14 protein-coding genes are annotated in these 16,969 nt (G+C 53.7%); 7 read left to right on the top strand and 7 right to left on the bottom strand.

Annotated features, from left to right (window positions below):
- Positions 1-94: 94 nt before the first annotated feature.
- The gene (typA, locus tag DXX3274_RS00830; RefSeq protein ID WP_042858059.1) at positions 95-1,918 is read right to left on the bottom strand and encodes a ribosome-dependent GTPase TypA; all 1,824 of its coding nucleotides are present in this window, start codon (positions 1,916-1,918) and stop codon (positions 95-97) included.
- A gap of 375 nt (positions 1,919-2,293) precedes the next feature.
- Here typA and glnA point away from each other — a divergent pair, with 375 nt between their 5' ends.
- From glnA to DXX3274_RS23585, 4 genes are all read left to right on the top strand, one after another.
- Positions 2,294-3,703: a glutamate--ammonia ligase gene (gene glnA / locus DXX3274_RS00825; protein WP_038917344.1), complete on the top strand. Its 1,410-nt coding sequence runs from the start codon at positions 2,294-2,296 to the stop codon at positions 3,701-3,703.
- A 204-nt stretch (positions 3,704-3,907) separates the two neighbouring features.
- Positions 3,908-4,957 carry a nitrogen regulation protein NR(II) gene (gene glnL, locus DXX3274_RS00820; RefSeq protein ID WP_024104018.1) on the top strand — a complete coding sequence of 350 codons (1,050 nt, stop codon included), beginning with the start codon at positions 3,908-3,910 and terminating at the stop codon, positions 4,955-4,957.
- 8 nt (positions 4,958-4,965) lie between these two features.
- Entirely contained in the window at positions 4,966-6,378 is a 1,413-nt protein-coding gene (gene glnG, locus DXX3274_RS00815) for a nitrogen regulation protein NR(I) (protein WP_013315733.1), read from the top strand.
- A 248-nt stretch (positions 6,379-6,626) separates the two neighbouring features.
- Positions 6,627-6,749, top strand: coding sequence for a YshB family small membrane protein (locus DXX3274_RS23585; RefSeq protein WP_022635449.1), 123 nt, complete (start codon positions 6,627-6,629; stop codon positions 6,747-6,749).
- 73 nt (positions 6,750-6,822) lie between these two features.
- Here the strand turns inward: DXX3274_RS23585 and hemN are convergent, their stop codons facing one another.
- Both hemN and yihI read right to left on the bottom strand, forming a co-directional pair.
- Positions 6,823-8,196 (bottom strand): oxygen-independent coproporphyrinogen III oxidase, encoded by a 1,374-nt coding sequence (gene hemN, locus DXX3274_RS00810; RefSeq protein WP_042858055.1) that lies wholly within the window; start codon positions 8,194-8,196, stop codon positions 6,823-6,825.
- A 181-nt stretch (positions 8,197-8,377) separates the two neighbouring features.
- On the bottom strand, positions 8,378-8,911 hold the full coding sequence (yihI, locus tag DXX3274_RS00805; protein ID WP_042858054.1) for a Der GTPase-activating protein YihI: 534 nt from the start codon (positions 8,909-8,911) through the stop codon (positions 8,378-8,380).
- 224 nt (positions 8,912-9,135) lie between these two features.
- Between yihI and yihA the strand changes: the two genes are divergently transcribed.
- A complete protein-coding gene (gene yihA, locus DXX3274_RS00800) occupies positions 9,136-9,780 on the top strand; it encodes a ribosome biogenesis GTP-binding protein YihA/YsxC (RefSeq protein ID WP_042858053.1) in 645 nt (214 codons plus the stop codon).
- A gap of 486 nt (positions 9,781-10,266) precedes the next feature.
- On the opposite strand, the gene polA is transcribed toward yihA, so the two are convergent.
- The 4 genes from polA to DXX3274_RS00780 form a co-directional block, all read right to left on the bottom strand.
- Positions 10,267-13,272 (bottom strand): DNA polymerase I, encoded by a 3,006-nt coding sequence (gene polA / locus DXX3274_RS00795; protein ID WP_042858052.1) that lies wholly within the window; start codon positions 13,270-13,272, stop codon positions 10,267-10,269.
- A gap of 382 nt (positions 13,273-13,654) precedes the next feature.
- Complete coding sequence (dsbA, locus tag DXX3274_RS00790; RefSeq protein WP_038921226.1) at positions 13,655-14,278, bottom strand: thiol:disulfide interchange protein DsbA; 624 nt, start codon at positions 14,276-14,278, stop codon at positions 13,655-13,657.
- A gap of 22 nt (positions 14,279-14,300) precedes the next feature.
- Positions 14,301-15,287, bottom strand: a complete 987-nt coding sequence (locus DXX3274_RS00785; protein WP_042858050.1) for a serine/threonine protein kinase — start codon at positions 15,285-15,287, stop codon at positions 14,301-14,303.
- A gap of 41 nt (positions 15,288-15,328) precedes the next feature.
- Positions 15,329-15,598 carry a YihD family protein gene (locus tag DXX3274_RS00780; protein WP_016942702.1) on the bottom strand — a complete coding sequence of 90 codons (270 nt, stop codon included), beginning with the start codon at positions 15,596-15,598 and terminating at the stop codon, positions 15,329-15,331.
- Positions 15,599-15,708: 110 nt separating this feature from the next.
- Here DXX3274_RS00780 and mobA point away from each other — a divergent pair, with 110 nt between their 5' ends.
- Together mobA and mobB are read left to right on the top strand one after the other, a co-directional pair.
- Complete coding sequence (gene mobA, locus DXX3274_RS00775) at positions 15,709-16,284, top strand: molybdenum cofactor guanylyltransferase MobA (protein ID WP_042858046.1); 576 nt, start codon at positions 15,709-15,711, stop codon at positions 16,282-16,284.
- Positions 16,277-16,804: a molybdopterin-guanine dinucleotide biosynthesis protein MobB gene (gene mobB / locus DXX3274_RS00770; RefSeq protein WP_042858045.1), complete on the top strand. Its 528-nt coding sequence runs from the start codon at positions 16,277-16,279 to the stop codon at positions 16,802-16,804. The genes mobA and mobB overlap by 8 nt, the downstream gene beginning before the upstream one ends.
- Positions 16,805-16,969 lie beyond the last annotated feature (165 nt).

Here is a 16,969-nt window from a genome sequence, read left to right as displayed (position 1 = left end):
CAGAAAAAAATAAAGGCCCCAAAATGGGGCCTTATCGCAAGGCAGCACGGTCAAATACCGTATTCCGCCTTTATATATAGCCAAAAAAAGTGAATTACTCTTCCTTGGCGCTGCGGCTGGCGCGACGACGATCGTTTTCCGTCAGGTGACGTTTACGCAGACGGATAGAGGTCGGCGTAACTTCAACCAGTTCGTCGTCATCGATGAACTCCAGAGCCTGCTCCAGCGACATTTTCACCGGCGGCACCAGTACGGTAGCTTCGTCAGTACCGGAAGCGCGCATGTTGGTCAGCTTCTTACCGGTCAGGCAGTTAACCGTCAGGTCGTTGGAACGGGTATGAATACCGATGATCTGGCCTTCATACACTTCGGCGCCGTGGCCCAGGAACAGCTTGCCGCGGTCCTGCAGACTGAACAGCGCATAGGCGACAGCTTTACCCTGACCGTTGGAGATCAGTACGCCATTCTGACGCTGGCCGATTTCACCCGGACGGATGTCATCGTAGTGGCTGAAAGAGGAGTACAGCAGACCGGTACCGGAGGTCATGGTCATGAATTCGGTACGGAAGCCGATCAGACCACGGCTTGGAATCACGTAATCCAGACGTACGCGACCTTTGCCGTCCGGAATCATGTCTCGCATTTCGCCTTTGCGCAGACCCAACGCTTCCATCACCGAGCCTTGATGCTGCTCTTCGATATCCACGGTCACCTGCTCGAACGGCTCCTGACGGCGGCCGTCAATGGTGCGGAAGATAACTTTCGGACGGGATACCGCCAGTTCGAAACCTTCACGACGCATGTTCTCGATCAGAACGGACAGGTGCAGTTCGCCACGACCGGATACGCGGAACGCGTCCGGGTCTTCCGTTTCTTCTACACGCAGCGCCACGTTGTGCACCAGCTCTTTGCGCAGGCGGTCCAGAATCTGGCGGGACGTTACGTATTTGCCTTCCTTGCCGCAGAACGGCGAGGTGTTAACGCAGAAATACATCGTAACGGTCGGCTCATCCACCGACAGCGCCGGCAACGCTTCCACACAGGAAGTTTCGCAGATAGTGTCGGAAATGTTCAGCTCGCCCAGGCCGGTGATCGCGATGATGTCGCCAGCTTCAGCCAGTGTACTTTCGATACGTTGCAGGCCCAGATGGCCCAGCACCTGGTTTACTTTACCGTTACGGACTTTGCCTTCGCTGTCGATGATGCTGACCTGCTGGTTCGGTTTCACCACGCCGCGTTTGATGCGGCCGATGCCGATAACGCCAACATAGTTGTTGTAGTCCAGCTGGGAGATCTGCATCTGGAACGGGCCGTTAAGGTCAACTTTCGGCGCTTCAACGTGCTTCACGATGGCTTCGAACAGCGGAGTCATGTCTTCCGCCATGTCGTTATGATCCAGACCGGCGATGCCGTTCAGCGCGGACGCATAAACGATCGGGAAGTCCAGTTGCTCATCGGTGGCGCCCAGGTTTACAAACAGGTCGAAGACCTGATCGACAACCCAGTCAGGACGCGCGCCGGGGCGGTCAACCTTATTAATGACAACGATCGGCTTCAGGCCATAGGCAAAAGCTTTCTGGGTCACGAAACGCGTCTGCGGCATCGGACCGTCCATCGCGTCTACCAGCAGCAGTACAGAGTCCACCATGGACATCACTCGTTCTACCTCGCCGCCGAAGTCGGCGTGTCCCGGGGTATCCACGATATTGATGCGGTAGTCGTTCCAGTTGATGGCGGTGTTTTTGGCGAGGATGGTAATTCCGCGCTCTTTTTCCAAATCATTGGAGTCCATAACACGTTCGGTGGCTTCGTTACGCTCACCCAACGTACCGGACTGTTGCAGCAGCTTGTCAACCAGGGTAGTTTTTCCATGGTCAACGTGCGCAATAATAGCGATGTTACGCAAATTTTCGATCACAGCTTTGCCTCAGGCATTTTAGAAATAGCGCGCTATTGTACACGTATTAATCGAGCTACTGAACAAGATCACAATCATCTTCCACAAACAACCTGCTGATGCCGGGTCTGTGATCCCTTTCACGGTGCAATAAAGCAGCACTCCTTAAATGATACAGCACCATTATGGTGCAATAACACCAAAATGGTGCACCGTATTAGTGCAGTTAACTATCTTGGTGCAGTAGAGGAGGACACAAAAAACCAGCAGGAATGCTTGTTAGAACTATTCATAAAAGTTGGCACAGTTTTAGCTATAACCTCTGTACGGTAACAACATCATTCCACAACGATATTCGTTCCACGACGATAAATGACACAATCGGGAGAACCAAGTATGTCAGTAGAACACGTTTTGACGATGCTGAATGAACATGAGGTGAAGTTTGTTGACCTTCGCTTCACGGACACCAAAGGTAAAGAACAGCACGTCACCATTCCGGCCCACCAGGTTGATGCTGACTTCTTCGAAGACGGCAAAATGTTTGATGGTTCCTCGATTGGCGGCTGGAAAGGCATCAACGAATCCGACATGGTGTTAATGCCGGACGCGACTACTGCGGTTCTGGATCCGTTCTTCGAAGAACCGACCCTGATCATCCGTTGTGACATTCTGGAACCGGGCACCATGCAGGGCTACGACCGCGACCCGCGCTCCATCGCCAAGCGCGCAGAAGACTTCCTGCGTTCTTCCGGCATCGCCGACACCGTACTGTTTGGGCCTGAGCCGGAATTCTTCCTGTTCGACGACGTTCGTTTCGGCAGCAGCATCTCCGGTTCTCATGTTGCTATCGATGACATCGAAGGCGCCTGGAACTCCAGCACCAAATACGAAGGCGGCAACAAAGGCCACCGTCCGGCTGTGAAAGGTGGTTACTTCCCGGTTCCGCCAGTAGATTCTGCGCAGGATCTGCGCTCCGCCATGTGTCTGACCATGGAGCAGATGGGTCTGGTGGTTGAAGCTCATCACCACGAAGTGGCGACCGCTGGTCAGAACGAAGTGGCTACCCGCTTCAACACCATGACCAAGAAAGCCGACGAAATCCAGATCTACAAATATGTCGTGCACAACGTGGCGCACGCCTTCGGCAAAACCGCAACCTTCATGCCGAAACCGATGTTCGGCGATAACGGTTCCGGTATGCACTGCCACATGTCTCTGGCTAAAGACGGCGCCAACCTGTTCTCCGGCGACAAATACGGCGGCCTGTCCGAAACAGCGCTGTACTACATCGGCGGCGTGATCAAACACGCTAAAGCCATCAACGCGCTGTCCAACCCGACCACCAACTCCTACAAGCGTCTGGTTCCGGGTTACGAAGCACCGGTTATGCTGGCCTACTCCGCCCGTAACCGTTCTGCCTCTATCCGTATTCCGGTGGTATCCAGCCCGAAAGCACGCCGTATCGAAGTGCGCTTCCCGGACCCGGCCGCTAACCCGTACCTGTGCTTCGCCGCACTGCTGATGGCCGGCCTGGACGGCATCATCAACAAGATCCACCCGGGCGATGCCATGGACAAGAACCTGTACGATCTGCCGCCGGAAGAAGCGAAAGAGATCCCGACCGTAGCTGGCTCTCTGGAAGAAGCGCTGAACGCCCTGAATGCAGACCGCGAGTTCCTGACCCGCGGCGGCGTATTCACCGACGACGCAATCGATGCTTACATCGAACTGCGTATCGCTGAAAACGACCGTGTTCGCATGACGCCGCACCCGGTTGAGTTCGAACTGTACTACAGCGTGTAATACCCGCGCTTGGACGGCATGACAAAGAAAATGATGTTCACATTGCCGTCCGCTAACCGTTTTCTGTTTATGTTTATTTTTGTTGCCGTGGAAACTTTTCAGCCCATCTTCGGATGGGCTTTTTTCTCCACAAGACATCTTACAGTTGCTACTTAAACTACAATCCAGAATAGTGTGCACTAAAATAGTGCGGGAGTCTGCGTTATGGCAACAGGCACGCTGCCCGATGCTGGGCAGATCCTTAATTCTTTAATAAACAGCATCTTACTGCTGGATAAAGATCTGGCTATTCACTACTCCAACCCGGCGGCGCAACAACTTCTAGCCCAAAGCTCACGCAAACTGTCTGGAACGCCACTGCCGGAGCTGCTCGGTTACTTTTCGTTGAATCTCGACCTGATGCGGGAAAGTCTCGACTCGGGGCAAGGCTTTACCGATAACGAAGTCACCATCGTGGTGGATGGCCGGGCGCATATCATGTCGCTGACGGCACAGCGCATTCAGCACGATTTTATCCTGCTGGAAATGGCGCCGATGGACAACCAGCGCCGTCTCAGCCAGGAACAACTGCAACACGCCCAACAACAGGCGGCGCGCGATCTGGTGCGCGGTCTGGCGCATGAAATCAAAAACCCGCTCGGCGGCTTGCGCGGCGCGGCGCAGTTACTGTCCAAAGCGCTGCCGGACCCGGCGCTGATGGAATACACCAAGGTCATTATCGAACAGGCCGATCGCCTGCGTAATCTGGTTGACCGTCTACTTGGCCCGCAACAGCCCGGCCTGCACGTCACGCAAAGCATTCATCAGGTGGCTGAACGGGTATTCCAGTTGGTGTCGATGGAAAAAGCGGACAACGTGACGCTGGTGCGTGACTACGACCCCAGCCTGCCGGAACTGATGCACGACCCGGACCAGATAGAACAGGTACTGCTGAACATCACCCGCAATGCCATGCAGGCGTTGGGGGAAGAAGGCGGCACCATCACCATCCGCACCCGCACCGCGTTTCAGTTGACGCTGCATGGCGTGCGTTACCGTCTGGTCGCCCGTATCGATATTGAGGACGATGGTCCCGGCGTGCCTGCTCATCTGCAGGATACGCTGTTCTATCCAATGGTGAGCGGCCGCGAAGGCGGCACCGGGCTGGGCTTGTCGATTGCCCGCAGCCTTATCGATCAACATTCCGGAAAAATTGAATTTAACAGTTGGCCAGGTCATACCGAATTTTCGGTTTATCTGCCCATTCGCCAGTGAGGTTCACGATGCAACGAGGGATAGTCTGGATTGTCGATGACGATAGCTCCATCCGTTGGGTGCTTGAACGTGCGCTTACCGGGGCGGGCTTAACCTGCGCAACCTTTGACAACGGCACTCAGGCGTTAAATGCGCTGACCACCCAAACGCCGGATGTACTGCTGTCGGATATCCGCATGCCCGGCATGGACGGATTGGCGTTGCTGCAACAGATTAAACAGCGCCACCCGATGCTGCCGGTCATCATCATGACTGCCCATTCCGATTTGGACGCAGCGGTCAGCGCCTACCAGCAAGGGGCGTTCGATTATCTGCCCAAACCGTTTGATATCGACGAAGCGGTGGCGCTGGTTGAGCGCGCCATCAGCCATTACATGGAACAGCAACAACCGGTGCGCAGTCAGCCGATTAGCGGGCCGACCACCGACATCATCGGCGAAGCGCCGGCCATGCAGGACGTGTTCAGGATTATCGGCCGGCTTTCCCGTTCATCGATCAGCGTGCTGATCAATGGCGAATCCGGCACCGGTAAAGAACTGGTCGCCCATGCGCTGCATCGCCATAGCCCACGCGCCAAAGCGCCGTTTATCGCGCTGAATATGGCGGCCATTCCCAAGGATCTGATCGAATCGGAACTGTTCGGCCATGAGAAAGGCGCATTTACCGGCGCCAATCAGATTCGGCAAGGCCGTTTCGAACAGGCTGACGGCGGCACGCTGTTTCTCGATGAAATCGGCGATATGCCGCTGGATGTGCAAACCCGCCTGCTGCGCGTACTGGCCGATGGTCAGTTCTATCGCGTCGGCGGCTATGCGGCAGTGAAAGTGGACGTGCGTATCATCGCCGCGACTCATCAGAATCTGGAATTACGGGTTCAGGAAGGCAAATTCCGCGAAGATCTGTTTCACCGTCTGAACGTAATTCGCGTCCACTTGCCGCCGCTGCGCGAGCGTCGGGAAGATATTCCTCGTCTGGCGCGCTACTTCCTGCAGGCGACCGCCAGGGAGCTGGGTGTGGAGCCGAAAAACCTGCATCCGGAAACCGAAGCGGCGCTCACCCGTCTGCCCTGGCCGGGCAACGTGCGTCAGTTGGAAAATACCTGCCGCTGGCTGACCGTGATGGCCGCCGGACAGGAAGTCCTGATTCAGGACCTGCCGCCGGAACTGTTTGAAACCACCGCGCCGGACGCCACCGTGCATGTCATGCCCGACAGCTGGGCTACGCTGCTGGCGCAATGGGCCGATCGGGCGCTGCGTTCCGGTCATCAAAACCTGCTGGCCGAGGCGCAACCGGAAATGGAACGCACGCTGCTGACAACGGCATTGCGCCACACGCAGGGGCACAAACAGGAAGCGGCAAGACTGCTCGGCTGGGGGAGAAATACCCTGACGCGCAAGCTCAAGGAACTGGGCATGGAGTAACGGCGATCTGCCGTTTTAGCCGTCTCCGGTCATCGTCTGATAGTGGCGATAAAAAGTGCAATATGACGTACAAATTCGCCACTATACCCAAAATAATTCGAGTTGCGTTGACCCTCCAGGGCAAGGCTCGTGGAGGAGCCGGGTAAGAAAGCCAACACACCTGCAACTTGAAGTATAACGGGTATATTTTGTACTTTACTTGCGCCGCGCCAGCAGTATGATCGTGTCGCTGACTGGAGAGGGTAACCATGCTGGAATCCATTTTTTCTGCCGTGACGCACGGCGCTGAAATCAGCAGTGCGGTGGGTCACTCATCGCAAACTGCGATTGCAGCCGTGTTGTGCGCAGCACTGATCAATTTCTTCAGCTAAATCATCGCTGACAGGAACAGGAAAACAGCCAGTCATATCGACTGGCTGTTTTCTTTTATCATTCCAGATCGGCTCAGATAACCCGAGAGAACTGACGTTCACGCATCTTGCTGCGCAGATACACGTCAAAACACATGCAGATATTGCGGATCAACAGACGCCCTTTGGGCGTCACCTGAATACGATCCGGCAGAATATCCACCAGCCCGTCCTGCGCCATTGGCGCCAGCAACGCCAGGTCCTCGCGGAAATATTCGCCAAACGACAGATCATACGCCCGCTCAATCGCGGTGAACTCCAGTTGAAAATGACAAATCAGCGCCTTGATTACGTCACGGCGCAGACAATCATCACGGGTCAGGGCCAAACCGCGCCACAATGCGTGACCATACTGTTCGACGTCAGCGTAGTACAGCTTCAGTTCTTTCTGGTTCTGGGCGTAGCTGTCGCCAATCATGCTGATGGCGGATACCCCCAGCCCCAGCAAATCGGTATCGCCCTGGGTGGTGTACCCCTGGAAATTGCGATGCAGTTTTCCTTCGCGTTGCGCCACCGCCAGCTCGTCATCCGGCCGGGCGAAATGATCCATACCGATGAACTGATAACCCGCCGCGGTCAGGCTTTGAATGGTCTGCTGCAAGATCGCCAGCTTTTGCTCCGCATCCGGCAGATCGGCCTCTTTGATCTTGCGCTGGGCGGCAAACAGGCTGGGTAAATGCGCATAGTTGAACACGCTAAGGCGGTCCGGGCGCAGCGCCGCCACCCGCTGTAGGGTAAAGGCAAAACTGTCCGGCGTCTGTTTTGGCAAACCGTAGATCAGGTCGATGTTGGTGGAGGCGAACCCCAGCGCTTTGGCCCGATCGATCAGCGCAAAAATAAAGGCTTCATCCTGCTCGCGATTGACCAGGCGCTGCACCTCTTTATTGAAGTCCTGCACCCCCATACTGAGACGATTGAACCCTTCGGTGCGCAAATGATCGAGCACATCCAGTTCGATTTCCCGCGGGTCCACTTCCAGCGACATCTCGGCCTGTTCGGCAAAGCGGAAATGCTGGCGCAGCAGCCCCATCAGGCGGCTAATCTGTGTTTTGTTCAGAAAGGTAGGCGTTCCGCCGCCCCAATGCATCTGAGTGACAACGCGACCGGCAAACAAGGGCGCGCGCTGACGGATTTCCAGCGCCAGCCGGTCAAGATACTCATCCGCCTTATGCAACTGACGGGTCACCAGCTTATTGCAGCCGCAGAAGTAGCACAAACGGTGGCAAAACGGGATATGCAGGTACAGCGACAGCGGCCGGTTAGGGTAACGGGCCACCGCCTGAGCAAACGCGGCGTTGTCGTAACTGTCGCTGAATTCCAGCGCGGTAGGATAGGAGGTGTAGCGCGGTCCCGAATAATTGTATTTCTGGATCAGGGATAAATCCCAGTCTATGGTTTGTTCGGGCATGCGACTCACTCCTTCCGGTAACCGGTCCTCGCCGCACGGCGCGGGGGCAGCCGACGCTGCCCCGACAATACGGCACGCTGTAATCTGTCTTTCCGTTTCGACAGGCACCACAGTTTAACCAACAGACCGCCCAAAAAACAAAGAACCAGTAAGGTTATGAGCAGAAACAGCGCTTTCAGCATCAATGGCCGTCTTTCGGATTATTGCGACGGAGCAGTTGCAGCATATCCTCTTCCTGCTCTTCGTCTTCCTCGTCGTCGTCCAGACTGATGCCCAATTGCTCCATCAGAATATCGATACGATCCAGCGTCTCATCCAGCCAGGACTGTTCTTTGGCCGGCAGCGTTTCGCCTTTCTCCAGTCTGTCCAGCAGTTCATCAAGGCGCGGATCATTCTCCAGCATTTCCAGCTCTTCCTGCGGCGACAGGCGAGCGGGTTTCTCTTTCGCCGCCACCGGCGCTTTCACCGCTACGGCCGCACCTTCCGGCAGCAACGACACCGGTTTTTTGCTGCCAATGCGCGGGTCTTTCAGCTTGTCGGAGGCGGAGTTTTGCTGACGATCGCCGGACGGCTGGGTACGGCTTCCCGCAACGTGACCACGGTGCTTTTTCTGGCGTTTGCGTTCACGAGCTTCCAGATCCAACTGCTCACGGCTCTTTCTTTTAATCTTCGGTGCGGGAGCTTTGCGTCCCGCCCCCTTTGATGGTTGTTTCATAGCGTCAATCTCGGGTTCAGACGAGCAAATATAGGGAGAATTGCGGCGGAATCTAGCAGAAAGCATACCAATAAAAAAGTGCTCCAAGAGCTGTGTGCTGGTTTTATTTTTTTCAGTCTGTTAAGACGGTAATACCGCGACAAAAACAGATAAACGCCGCCTTTCTTATCGGTTGCAGGTATAATCAACCACATAAAACCGTGATCCAGACAGAGACGCAAACTGTGACCCAACAATACAACTACCATGTGACCCATTTCGTCACCAGCGCGCCGGACATTCGTCATCTTCCTGCCGACAGCGGTATTGAAGTCGCTTTTGCCGGCCGCTCCAACGCGGGCAAATCCAGCGCGCTCAATACGCTGACCAACCAGAAAAGTCTGGCTCGCACCAGTAAGACACCGGGCCGGACCCAGCTTATCAACCTGTTTGAAGTAGCCGATGGCGTGCGTCTGGTCGACTTGCCTGGTTATGGTTACGCCGAAGTGCCGGAAGAGATGAAACGCAAATGGCAGCGTGCGCTTGGCGAATACCTGCAAAAACGTAACTGCCTGAAAGGGCTGGTGGTACTGATGGATATCCGTCACCCGCTTAAGGATCTGGACCAGCAGATGCTGGAGTGGGCCGTTGATGTCGGCTTACCGGTGCTGGTACTGCTGACCAAAGCCGACAAGCTGGCTCAGGGTGCCCGCAAATCCCAGTTGAACATGGTGCGGGAAGCGGTGTTGCCGTTCATGGGGGATATTCAGGTTGAAGCGTTTTCTTCGCTGAAAAAAACCGGTGTAGATAAATTACGTCAGAAATTAGATAGCTGGTTCAGTATGTTACCATCAGCAGAGTTGCAATCTCAGCCAGAATCCGACCAGTAATACACCGATCAATCCTTCCCAACAGAATCGCTATCCCGATGACTACCGGCTAAGTGTTCCGCCGGTAGCTTGGGCTATGCGCCAACGGAAACATAGGTTTTCATTATCGGTTTATCCGTCATCCAGACAATAAAAAACGCCCCGGTCAGAAACCCGACCGGGGCGGCTAACATTCAGCCAAATCCGATTACGTGAAGTAAAAGGTCTGAAAGATAGAACATCTTACCTCTGTACCCTACGTGTTTAACTCTACCCCATTTCCTTTCTGGAAAAAAGGTTTTTTTGTTGTTTACTTTCATAAAAAACGGTGATGAATTAAACAAACTCAAACCGGGTCACACAATCCTGTAGTTTAATTACAGGATTGCTTAGGATTCAGCTGAAAAAACCAACAGAAAAAAGAAAGGCGATATTTCTTATGGTATTCATAACAAAAATCCGCATAACACCCAAAATCATGCTGACCCGCTTCTTTCACCAGACAGTTTAATGGGCCTGATCCCAGTTGCTGCCGGTGCCGATATCCACCCGTAAGGGCACATCCAGCTGCATGCAGCCTTCCATCAGATTGCGTATTTTCGCGCTGGCTTCGTCCAATACGGAGTGATGCACTTCAAACACCAGTTCATCGTGTACCTGCATCAGCATCGTCACCAACGGTTTTTCCTGTTGCAGCCAGGCATCAATGGCGATCATCGCTTTTTTGATGATATCCGCCGCGGTGCCCTGCATCGGCGCGTTAATAGCCGCCCGCTCCGCCGCCTTGCGGCTATTGGCGTTGCGGGAATGAATATCCGGCAAATAGAGACGGCGACCATCCAGCGTGGATACATATCCTTGATCCGCCGCCTGCTGGCGAGTGCGCTCCATGTACTCCTGCACGCCCGGATAACGCTCAAAATAGAGGTTCATATATTTTTGAGCTTCGTTACGCGGAATAGCCAACTGACGGGACAAGCCAAATGCGCTCATGCCATAAATCAAACCAAAGTTGATGGCTTTGGCGCTGCGACGCTGTTCAGTGGTCACCCTGTCGAGCGGCAGACCGAATACCTCGGCGGCCGTGGCGCGGTGAATATCCAGACCTTGGGAAAACGCCCTCAGCAATCCAGCATCCCGTGACAGATGCGCCATGATGCGTAATTCAATCTGCGAGTAGTCCGCCGCCAGAATGCAGTATCCTTCCTGCGCAATAAACGCCTGACGAATACGCCGCCCTTCTTCATTACGCACCGGAATATTCTGCAGATTGGGATCGCTGGAGGAAAGACGTCCGGTTGCGGTTACCGCCTGATGGTAGGAGGTGTGCACCCGCTTGGTCAGCGGATTGATCATCTGCGGCAGCTTATCTGTGTAAGTGGATTTCAGTTTCGCCAGTCCGCGATACTCCAGAATCAACTTCGGCAGCGGATAATTCAACGCCAGTTCGGCCAGCACTTCTTCATTGGTAGAAGGCGCGCCCTTCGGGGTTTTCTTGATAACCGGCAACTGCTGTTTTTCGTACAGAATGGCCCCTAACTGTTTGGTGGAAGACAAATTGAAGACTTCCCCTGCCAGTTCATGCGCCTGCACTTCCAACTCCGCCAGACGTTGCGTCAGCTCCCGCGAATGCTCCGCCAGAATAGTGGTATCGATCAGCACCCCGGTGCGCTCCATGCGCGACAACACCGGCACCAGCGGCATATCGATATTCTGGAACACCGTGCGCAGTTCCTGCTGCGGCTCCAGTTTCGCCCATAACGTCTCATGCAAACGCAGCGTCACATCAGCATCTTCAGCTGCGTAGACAGATGCCTGCTCCAGTGGAATCTGATTGAACGTCAGCTGTTTTTTGCCCTTACCGGCAATCTCTTCGAATGTAATGGTCTTATGCTGCAAATAGCGCTCAGACAGGCTGTCCATATCATGGCGGCCAGCCACACTGTCAATCACGTAGGACTCCAGCATGGTGTCGAAGGCAATGCCGCGCAGATCGATGCCGTAACGAGCCATCACGCCTTTATCGAATTTCAGGTTTTGCCCGATCTTGCGAATGCCGTCATCTTCCAGCAGCGGTTTCAGTTGCGCCAGCACCCAATCGAGATCCAGTTGTACCGGTGCATTTTCAGCGCATGTGTTCGGTACGCTCATCGCAGGCGATACAGTACTGTTATAAACGTTGCAGGAGTATACCCGCTGTACAATTCCGCTCGGGAGAGCCTCCTCCGTCTGCGTACTCGGTGCACCCATCGCAGGTGATACAGTACTGTTATAGACGTTGCAGGAGTATATCCGCGGTGTAATGCCGTTCGGGGGGGCTTCTTTCGCGTACTCACCATTCAAATCATCATGGCCTAACGGCAGGTAAGCCGCCTCACCTGGCTTGATCGCCAGTGAAATCCCAACCAGATTAGCTGTGAGGGTATCAAGACCATCGGTTTCGGTGTCGAACGAGAACAGACCAGCAGCTTTGATTCGTGCAATCCAATCCTGAAATGTCTGTTCATCCTGAATGGTGACATAGCCGTCCTGAGACAGCACGCTGGCCGCTTCTTTCGGCACGTCCTCCACCGTCGCCTTGACGAATGGCATGGCCGGCGAACTCTTTCTGTTGCCGCCTTGCAACCACTGCCCGGCTTCCACATCCGCCAGCCAGCGTTTGAACTCATAACGGGTGAACAGTTCGCGCAGTTCCGCCACATCCGGCTCATTCACCGTCAGTTGCTCACACCCCTGCTCCAGTTCAACATCCGTCTTGATCGTAGCCAACTGATAGGAAAGGTAAGCCACCTCTTTATTCTGTTCCAGCTTGGCTGCCATGGTTTTGGCGCCCCGGAAAGTCAGGCCGGCAATTTTATCCAGATCGGCATATAGGGTATCCAGCCCCCCCAGCCCCTGCAGTAATGCCTGTGCGGTTTTTTCACCCACGCCCGGCACACCAGGAATGTTGTCGGAGGAGTCCCCCATCAGAGCCAGAAAATCAATGATCAGCGACGGCGGAATACCGTATTTGGCGCATACCTCATCCGGCCCCAGAATGGTGTTGTTCATGGTGTTGATCAGCGTGATATTCGGCGTCACCAGCTGCGCCATATCCTTATCGCCGGTGCTGATCAGAACAGGTTTACCCGCACGTTCCGCCTGCTGCGCCAACGTTCCAATCACATCATCCGCCTCTACGCCGGAAATGGAGAGCAACGGCAATCCCATCGCTTTTACCATGCGGTGCAACGGTTCAATCTGAGCGCGCAGATCATCCGGCATCGGCGGCCGGTGAGATTTGTAATGTTCAAACAAATCATCACGAAACGTCTTACCCTTCGCGTCAAACACCACCGCGACATGACTGGGATGGTATTGCTGCAGCAAACTGCGCAACATGTTGAGCACGCCATACATCGCGCCGGTCGGTTCGCCAGCACCGTTGGTCAGTGGGGGGAAGGCATGATAGGCGCGGTAAAGGTACGATGAACCGTCAACCAGAATGAGGGGATTATCTGCTATTTGAACCATGATATTTCGCGATCGTTGTTTTCTGACATGAAGTTAAGGATGCCATAGCTGGCAGTCAGAGACGAATATTAACGCTCGCTCATTACGCTTTTTGCACAATGCCTCGCAAAAAATCTGTGGATAACTTTGTGCATAGAAATTGAAAGATAATTAACAGAGATATCGATAGAAGTGGAATGTATATGTAATTCATTGCTAATCATTGTGTTAGAAGAAAAGCATTGACATTACAGTTATATCAAGGCGTTGTTATTGATGTGGATATATATGAAATCAAAATGTTTGCCGGTAAGCAGAATTGTCCAGACATTACCATTAGCGCCGAAACAAAAACAAACGCCACACGCGGTAAGGCGTGTGGCGCATAGAAAAAGCAGAAAGCTTATTTCTGAGAGAGCAGGAATTTCACTACATCGGCATATTGTTTGACGTAGTTGTCCATGGAGCTGGTATCAAGCCCATCGCTTTTTATCATGTATTTGCCGTTCACAAACACGGCCGGAACACCCCGCAGCTGCAGATCGGCAGCGGCTTTCTCCTGCTGCGCAACCAGTGACTTCACCACGAAGCTATTCAAGGCGCTGTCATAATCTTCAGCTTTTACGCCCGCAGCCACAAAGACCTGACGAATGTCTTGCGGTTGTTTCACGGTCTGGGTCTTCTGAACAGCATCAAACATCAACGGGCTGACTTTATCTTCCACACCCAGAGCGATCGCCACCGCCCAGGCCTGGGTCAGCTCTTTGCCCAACGGCCCCAGGAAATCGACATGATACTTGGTTAACTTGGCATCGGCCGGCAGCGCTTTCTGAATGGCGTCAGGAATGTGGTAAACCTGAGCGAACTGGTAACAATGCGGGCAATAGAATGAGAAGAATTCCAGCACCTGAGGGGATTGAGGAACCGGTTTATCCAGTGTGGCATACTGTTTGCCATCGGAAAAATCAGCTGCTGACGCACTGAACGCCAACACCATACCAGCCAGCGCAAGCCATATTTTCTTCATATCAACGTTATCTCCATAAGTGTCAGTACATCGGTGTCAGCTGCAGCGGTGGTTCCTGCAACAGCCTTACCTGTTCAGTAAAAATAGTGGCCTGCTTTGCCCAGAAATCAGCTTCCTGCATCCATGGAAAACTACGAGGAAAAGCAGGGTCATGCCAACGGCGGGCTACCCAGGCCAGATAGTGAACCATACGCATGGCGCGTAGCGGTTCAATCAATGCCAGTTCCGCTTCATCAAAAGAGGCGAACTCACTGTAAGCATCCAGCAAAATATCCAGCTGGATGCGCTGCTCCTGACGATCTCCATGCAACAGCATCCAGAGATCCTGTACCGCTGGGCCATTACGCGCATCGTCCAGATCGACAAACAATGGGCCGTCACGCCAAAGAATATTACCGGGATGACAGTCACCGTGCAGACGCCTGGCTTGCCAGTTCGTATTCCAGTGCTGTTTCACTTCATCAATCAGCCGGGCTGTCGCCATTAGAAACGGCGCTTTTTGCGCGTCAGAAATCAGGGGACTGTCAGTTAACGTGACCAGCGGGTCATCAAGGTATTCCTGCAACCCGACAGTAGGGCGAGTTGAAAACAGATTTCGGCTACCGGTCTGATGAATTCTACCCAAATAACGCCCAACCTCTTCCAGTTGGTCGTCATTGTCCATTTCATACTGGCGCCCGCCAACGCTGGGAAACACGGCAAACCAGAAACCATCATGCTCATGCAGCGTGTTGCCCTGTAAGGCCAGCGGCGCCACCACCGGCACTTCATCAGCGAACAACTCGGCCGCAAAATGATGCTCTTCGCTAATCTGAGCGGCATTCCAACGTTGCGGCCGATAAAATTTCACCACATAACGTTTACGGTCTTCATCACTAAACTGATAAACCCGATTTTCATAGCTATTAAGCGCGGTCAGGCCGGAATCGACACGGATATCCACAGACCAGAGCGCATCCATGATGACATCCGGCGACAGAGTATGAAAATTGAATACGGAATCATGCATGACGAGCACAGCTCCATCGCATCAGACTATGAGTGAAGCCGCTAATCCTTGATAACGCCACGGGCACGCAGTAATGCGGTTTTGAAATCTTCTTCATAATCTTTCTGCAAGCCTGGAATTGGCTGTGCGCTATCTGCGTCACGCAATTTTAAATGATAAATAAGGATATCATCAGTCAAATCACTAAGCGCCCCCTCGAACCCGGCTTCCTGTGCAAGTTTTTGTAAAAATTGCACCAAATTCAAATCCGGCTCTTTTTGCCAGGCCGGGTGCAGCAGCTCAATCAATTCATTTACACGATGGCATTTCATTATCACTACCTCAAATATTAATGACTGTTTATCTAGTATGGGGAAAGGGCTTGGCCTTGCGCCATACTTTTCCGACAATAACGCATCAAATCATTATGGATGCCAATACGATGATAACAGGTGTGATTCTGGCTGGCGGCCAGTCATCCCGCATGGGAGGAAACGATAAGGGGTTGATTGAACTGGAGGGCAAGCCGCTCTATCAGCACGTTCTTGAGCGTCTGAAGCCACAGGTCGATATCTTGCTTATTAACGCCAATCGTCATCAGGAACGTTATCAGCAAAGCGGTTATCCGGTGATCGGTGATATTAACCGTAACTTTTCTGGTCCGCTGGCTGGCATTTTCACCGGGTTAAGCCTCGCCAAAACAGACTGGGTCGTGTTTGTTCCCTGTGATGTTCCCGCGTTGCCTCTTGACCTGGTTTCCCGATTGCTGCGGTTCAGTGATAATCACCTTGCCGCCTATGCCACGGATGGATCTCGCGAACATCCGACATTATTGGCGATCCACACTTCGCAGGTCGATAAACTGAAGGCTTATCTGAGTAACGGCGATCGAAAATTGATGCTTTTTCTGCAGCAGATAAAGGCAGAAGCCGTCTCTTTTGCAGATCAACCTTTATCATTTCGTAATCTCAATACGCCAGAGGATCTGGCTCGCTGGCAGGAACCGCTCCATGACTGATATACCGCTTCTGGCTATTGCTGCTCACAGTGGTACAGGCAAAACCACCTTACTGAAGCAGCTCATTCCATTGCTGAACGCGATGAAGATTCGGGTGGGTATCATCAAACACACGCACCACGATATGGACGTCGATAAACCGGGTAAGGACAGCTATGAACTGCGCAAGGCCGGAGCTGACCAGACGCTGGTTGCCAGCAATACTCGCTGGGCATTGATGACCGAAACACCGGAGCAGCAGGAACCCAATCTGCACTTCCTGGCCAGCAGAATGGACAGCTCAAAGCTGGATTTGATTCTGGTAGAAGGCTTCAAACACGAACCGATCGATAAAATTCTGCTGTACCGTCACGAGTCTGGGCGTGATATCGACACGCTGATCGATGCCGATACGCTGGCCGTGGCCAGCGATTCCGCATTAACGCTCGACCTGCCCTGTCTGGATCTTAACCAGCCGGCGCAGATCGCCACGTTTATCCGCGGCTGGCTGCGAAGGAGAACCGCGGCAACCGGAGACTGAGCGCGTATTAAGGGATGTTTTCTCTGCCGGCAGGCACAAAAAAGGGACGGGGTACACTGAGGAAGAACCGCACAACACCGGAAGACAGAACCGGACCAGACCGTGAGCCACAACGCCGGGCCGCCGGCCGCATCCGTCAGTCCTGACAGACCGGTTCCACCACCG

This window comes from Dickeya sp. NCPPB 3274, assembly GCF_000406205.1.
Lineage (GTDB): Bacteria > Pseudomonadota > Gammaproteobacteria > Enterobacterales > Enterobacteriaceae > Dickeya > Dickeya fangzhongdai.
This window is presented reverse-complemented; position numbering and strand designations above follow the sequence as displayed.

Coding starts and splice junctions, on each gene's coding strand:
- glnA (WP_038917344.1), top strand. CDS start 2,294: ATGTCAGTAGAACACGTTTTGACGATGCTGAATGAACATGAGGTGAAG.
- glnL (WP_024104018.1), top strand. CDS start 3,908: ATGGCAACAGGCACGCTGCCCGATGCTGGGCAGATCCTTAATTCTTTA.
- glnG (WP_013315733.1), top strand. CDS start 4,966: ATGCAACGAGGGATAGTCTGGATTGTCGATGACGATAGCTCCATCCGT.
- DXX3274_RS23585 (WP_022635449.1), top strand. CDS start 6,627: ATGCTGGAATCCATTTTTTCTGCCGTGACGCACGGCGCTGAAATCAGC.
- hemN (WP_042858055.1), bottom strand. CDS start 8,196: ATGCCCGAACAAACCATAGACTGGGATTTATCCCTGATCCAGAAATAC.
- yihI (WP_042858054.1), bottom strand. CDS start 8,911: ATGAAACAACCATCAAAGGGGGCGGGACGCAAAGCTCCCGCACCGAAG.
- polA (WP_042858052.1), bottom strand. CDS start 13,272: ATGGTTCAAATAGCAGATAATCCCCTCATTCTGGTTGACGGTTCATCG.
- dsbA (WP_038921226.1), bottom strand. CDS start 14,278: ATGAAGAAAATATGGCTTGCGCTGGCTGGTATGGTGTTGGCGTTCAGT.
- DXX3274_RS00785 (WP_042858050.1), bottom strand. CDS start 15,287: ATGCATGATTCCGTATTCAATTTTCATACTCTGTCGCCGGATGTCATC.
- DXX3274_RS00780 (WP_016942702.1), bottom strand. CDS start 15,598: ATGAAATGCCATCGTGTAAATGAATTGATTGAGCTGCTGCACCCGGCC.
- mobA (WP_042858046.1), top strand. CDS start 15,709: ATGATAACAGGTGTGATTCTGGCTGGCGGCCAGTCATCCCGCATGGGA.
- mobB (WP_042858045.1), top strand. CDS start 16,277: ATGACTGATATACCGCTTCTGGCTATTGCTGCTCACAGTGGTACAGGC.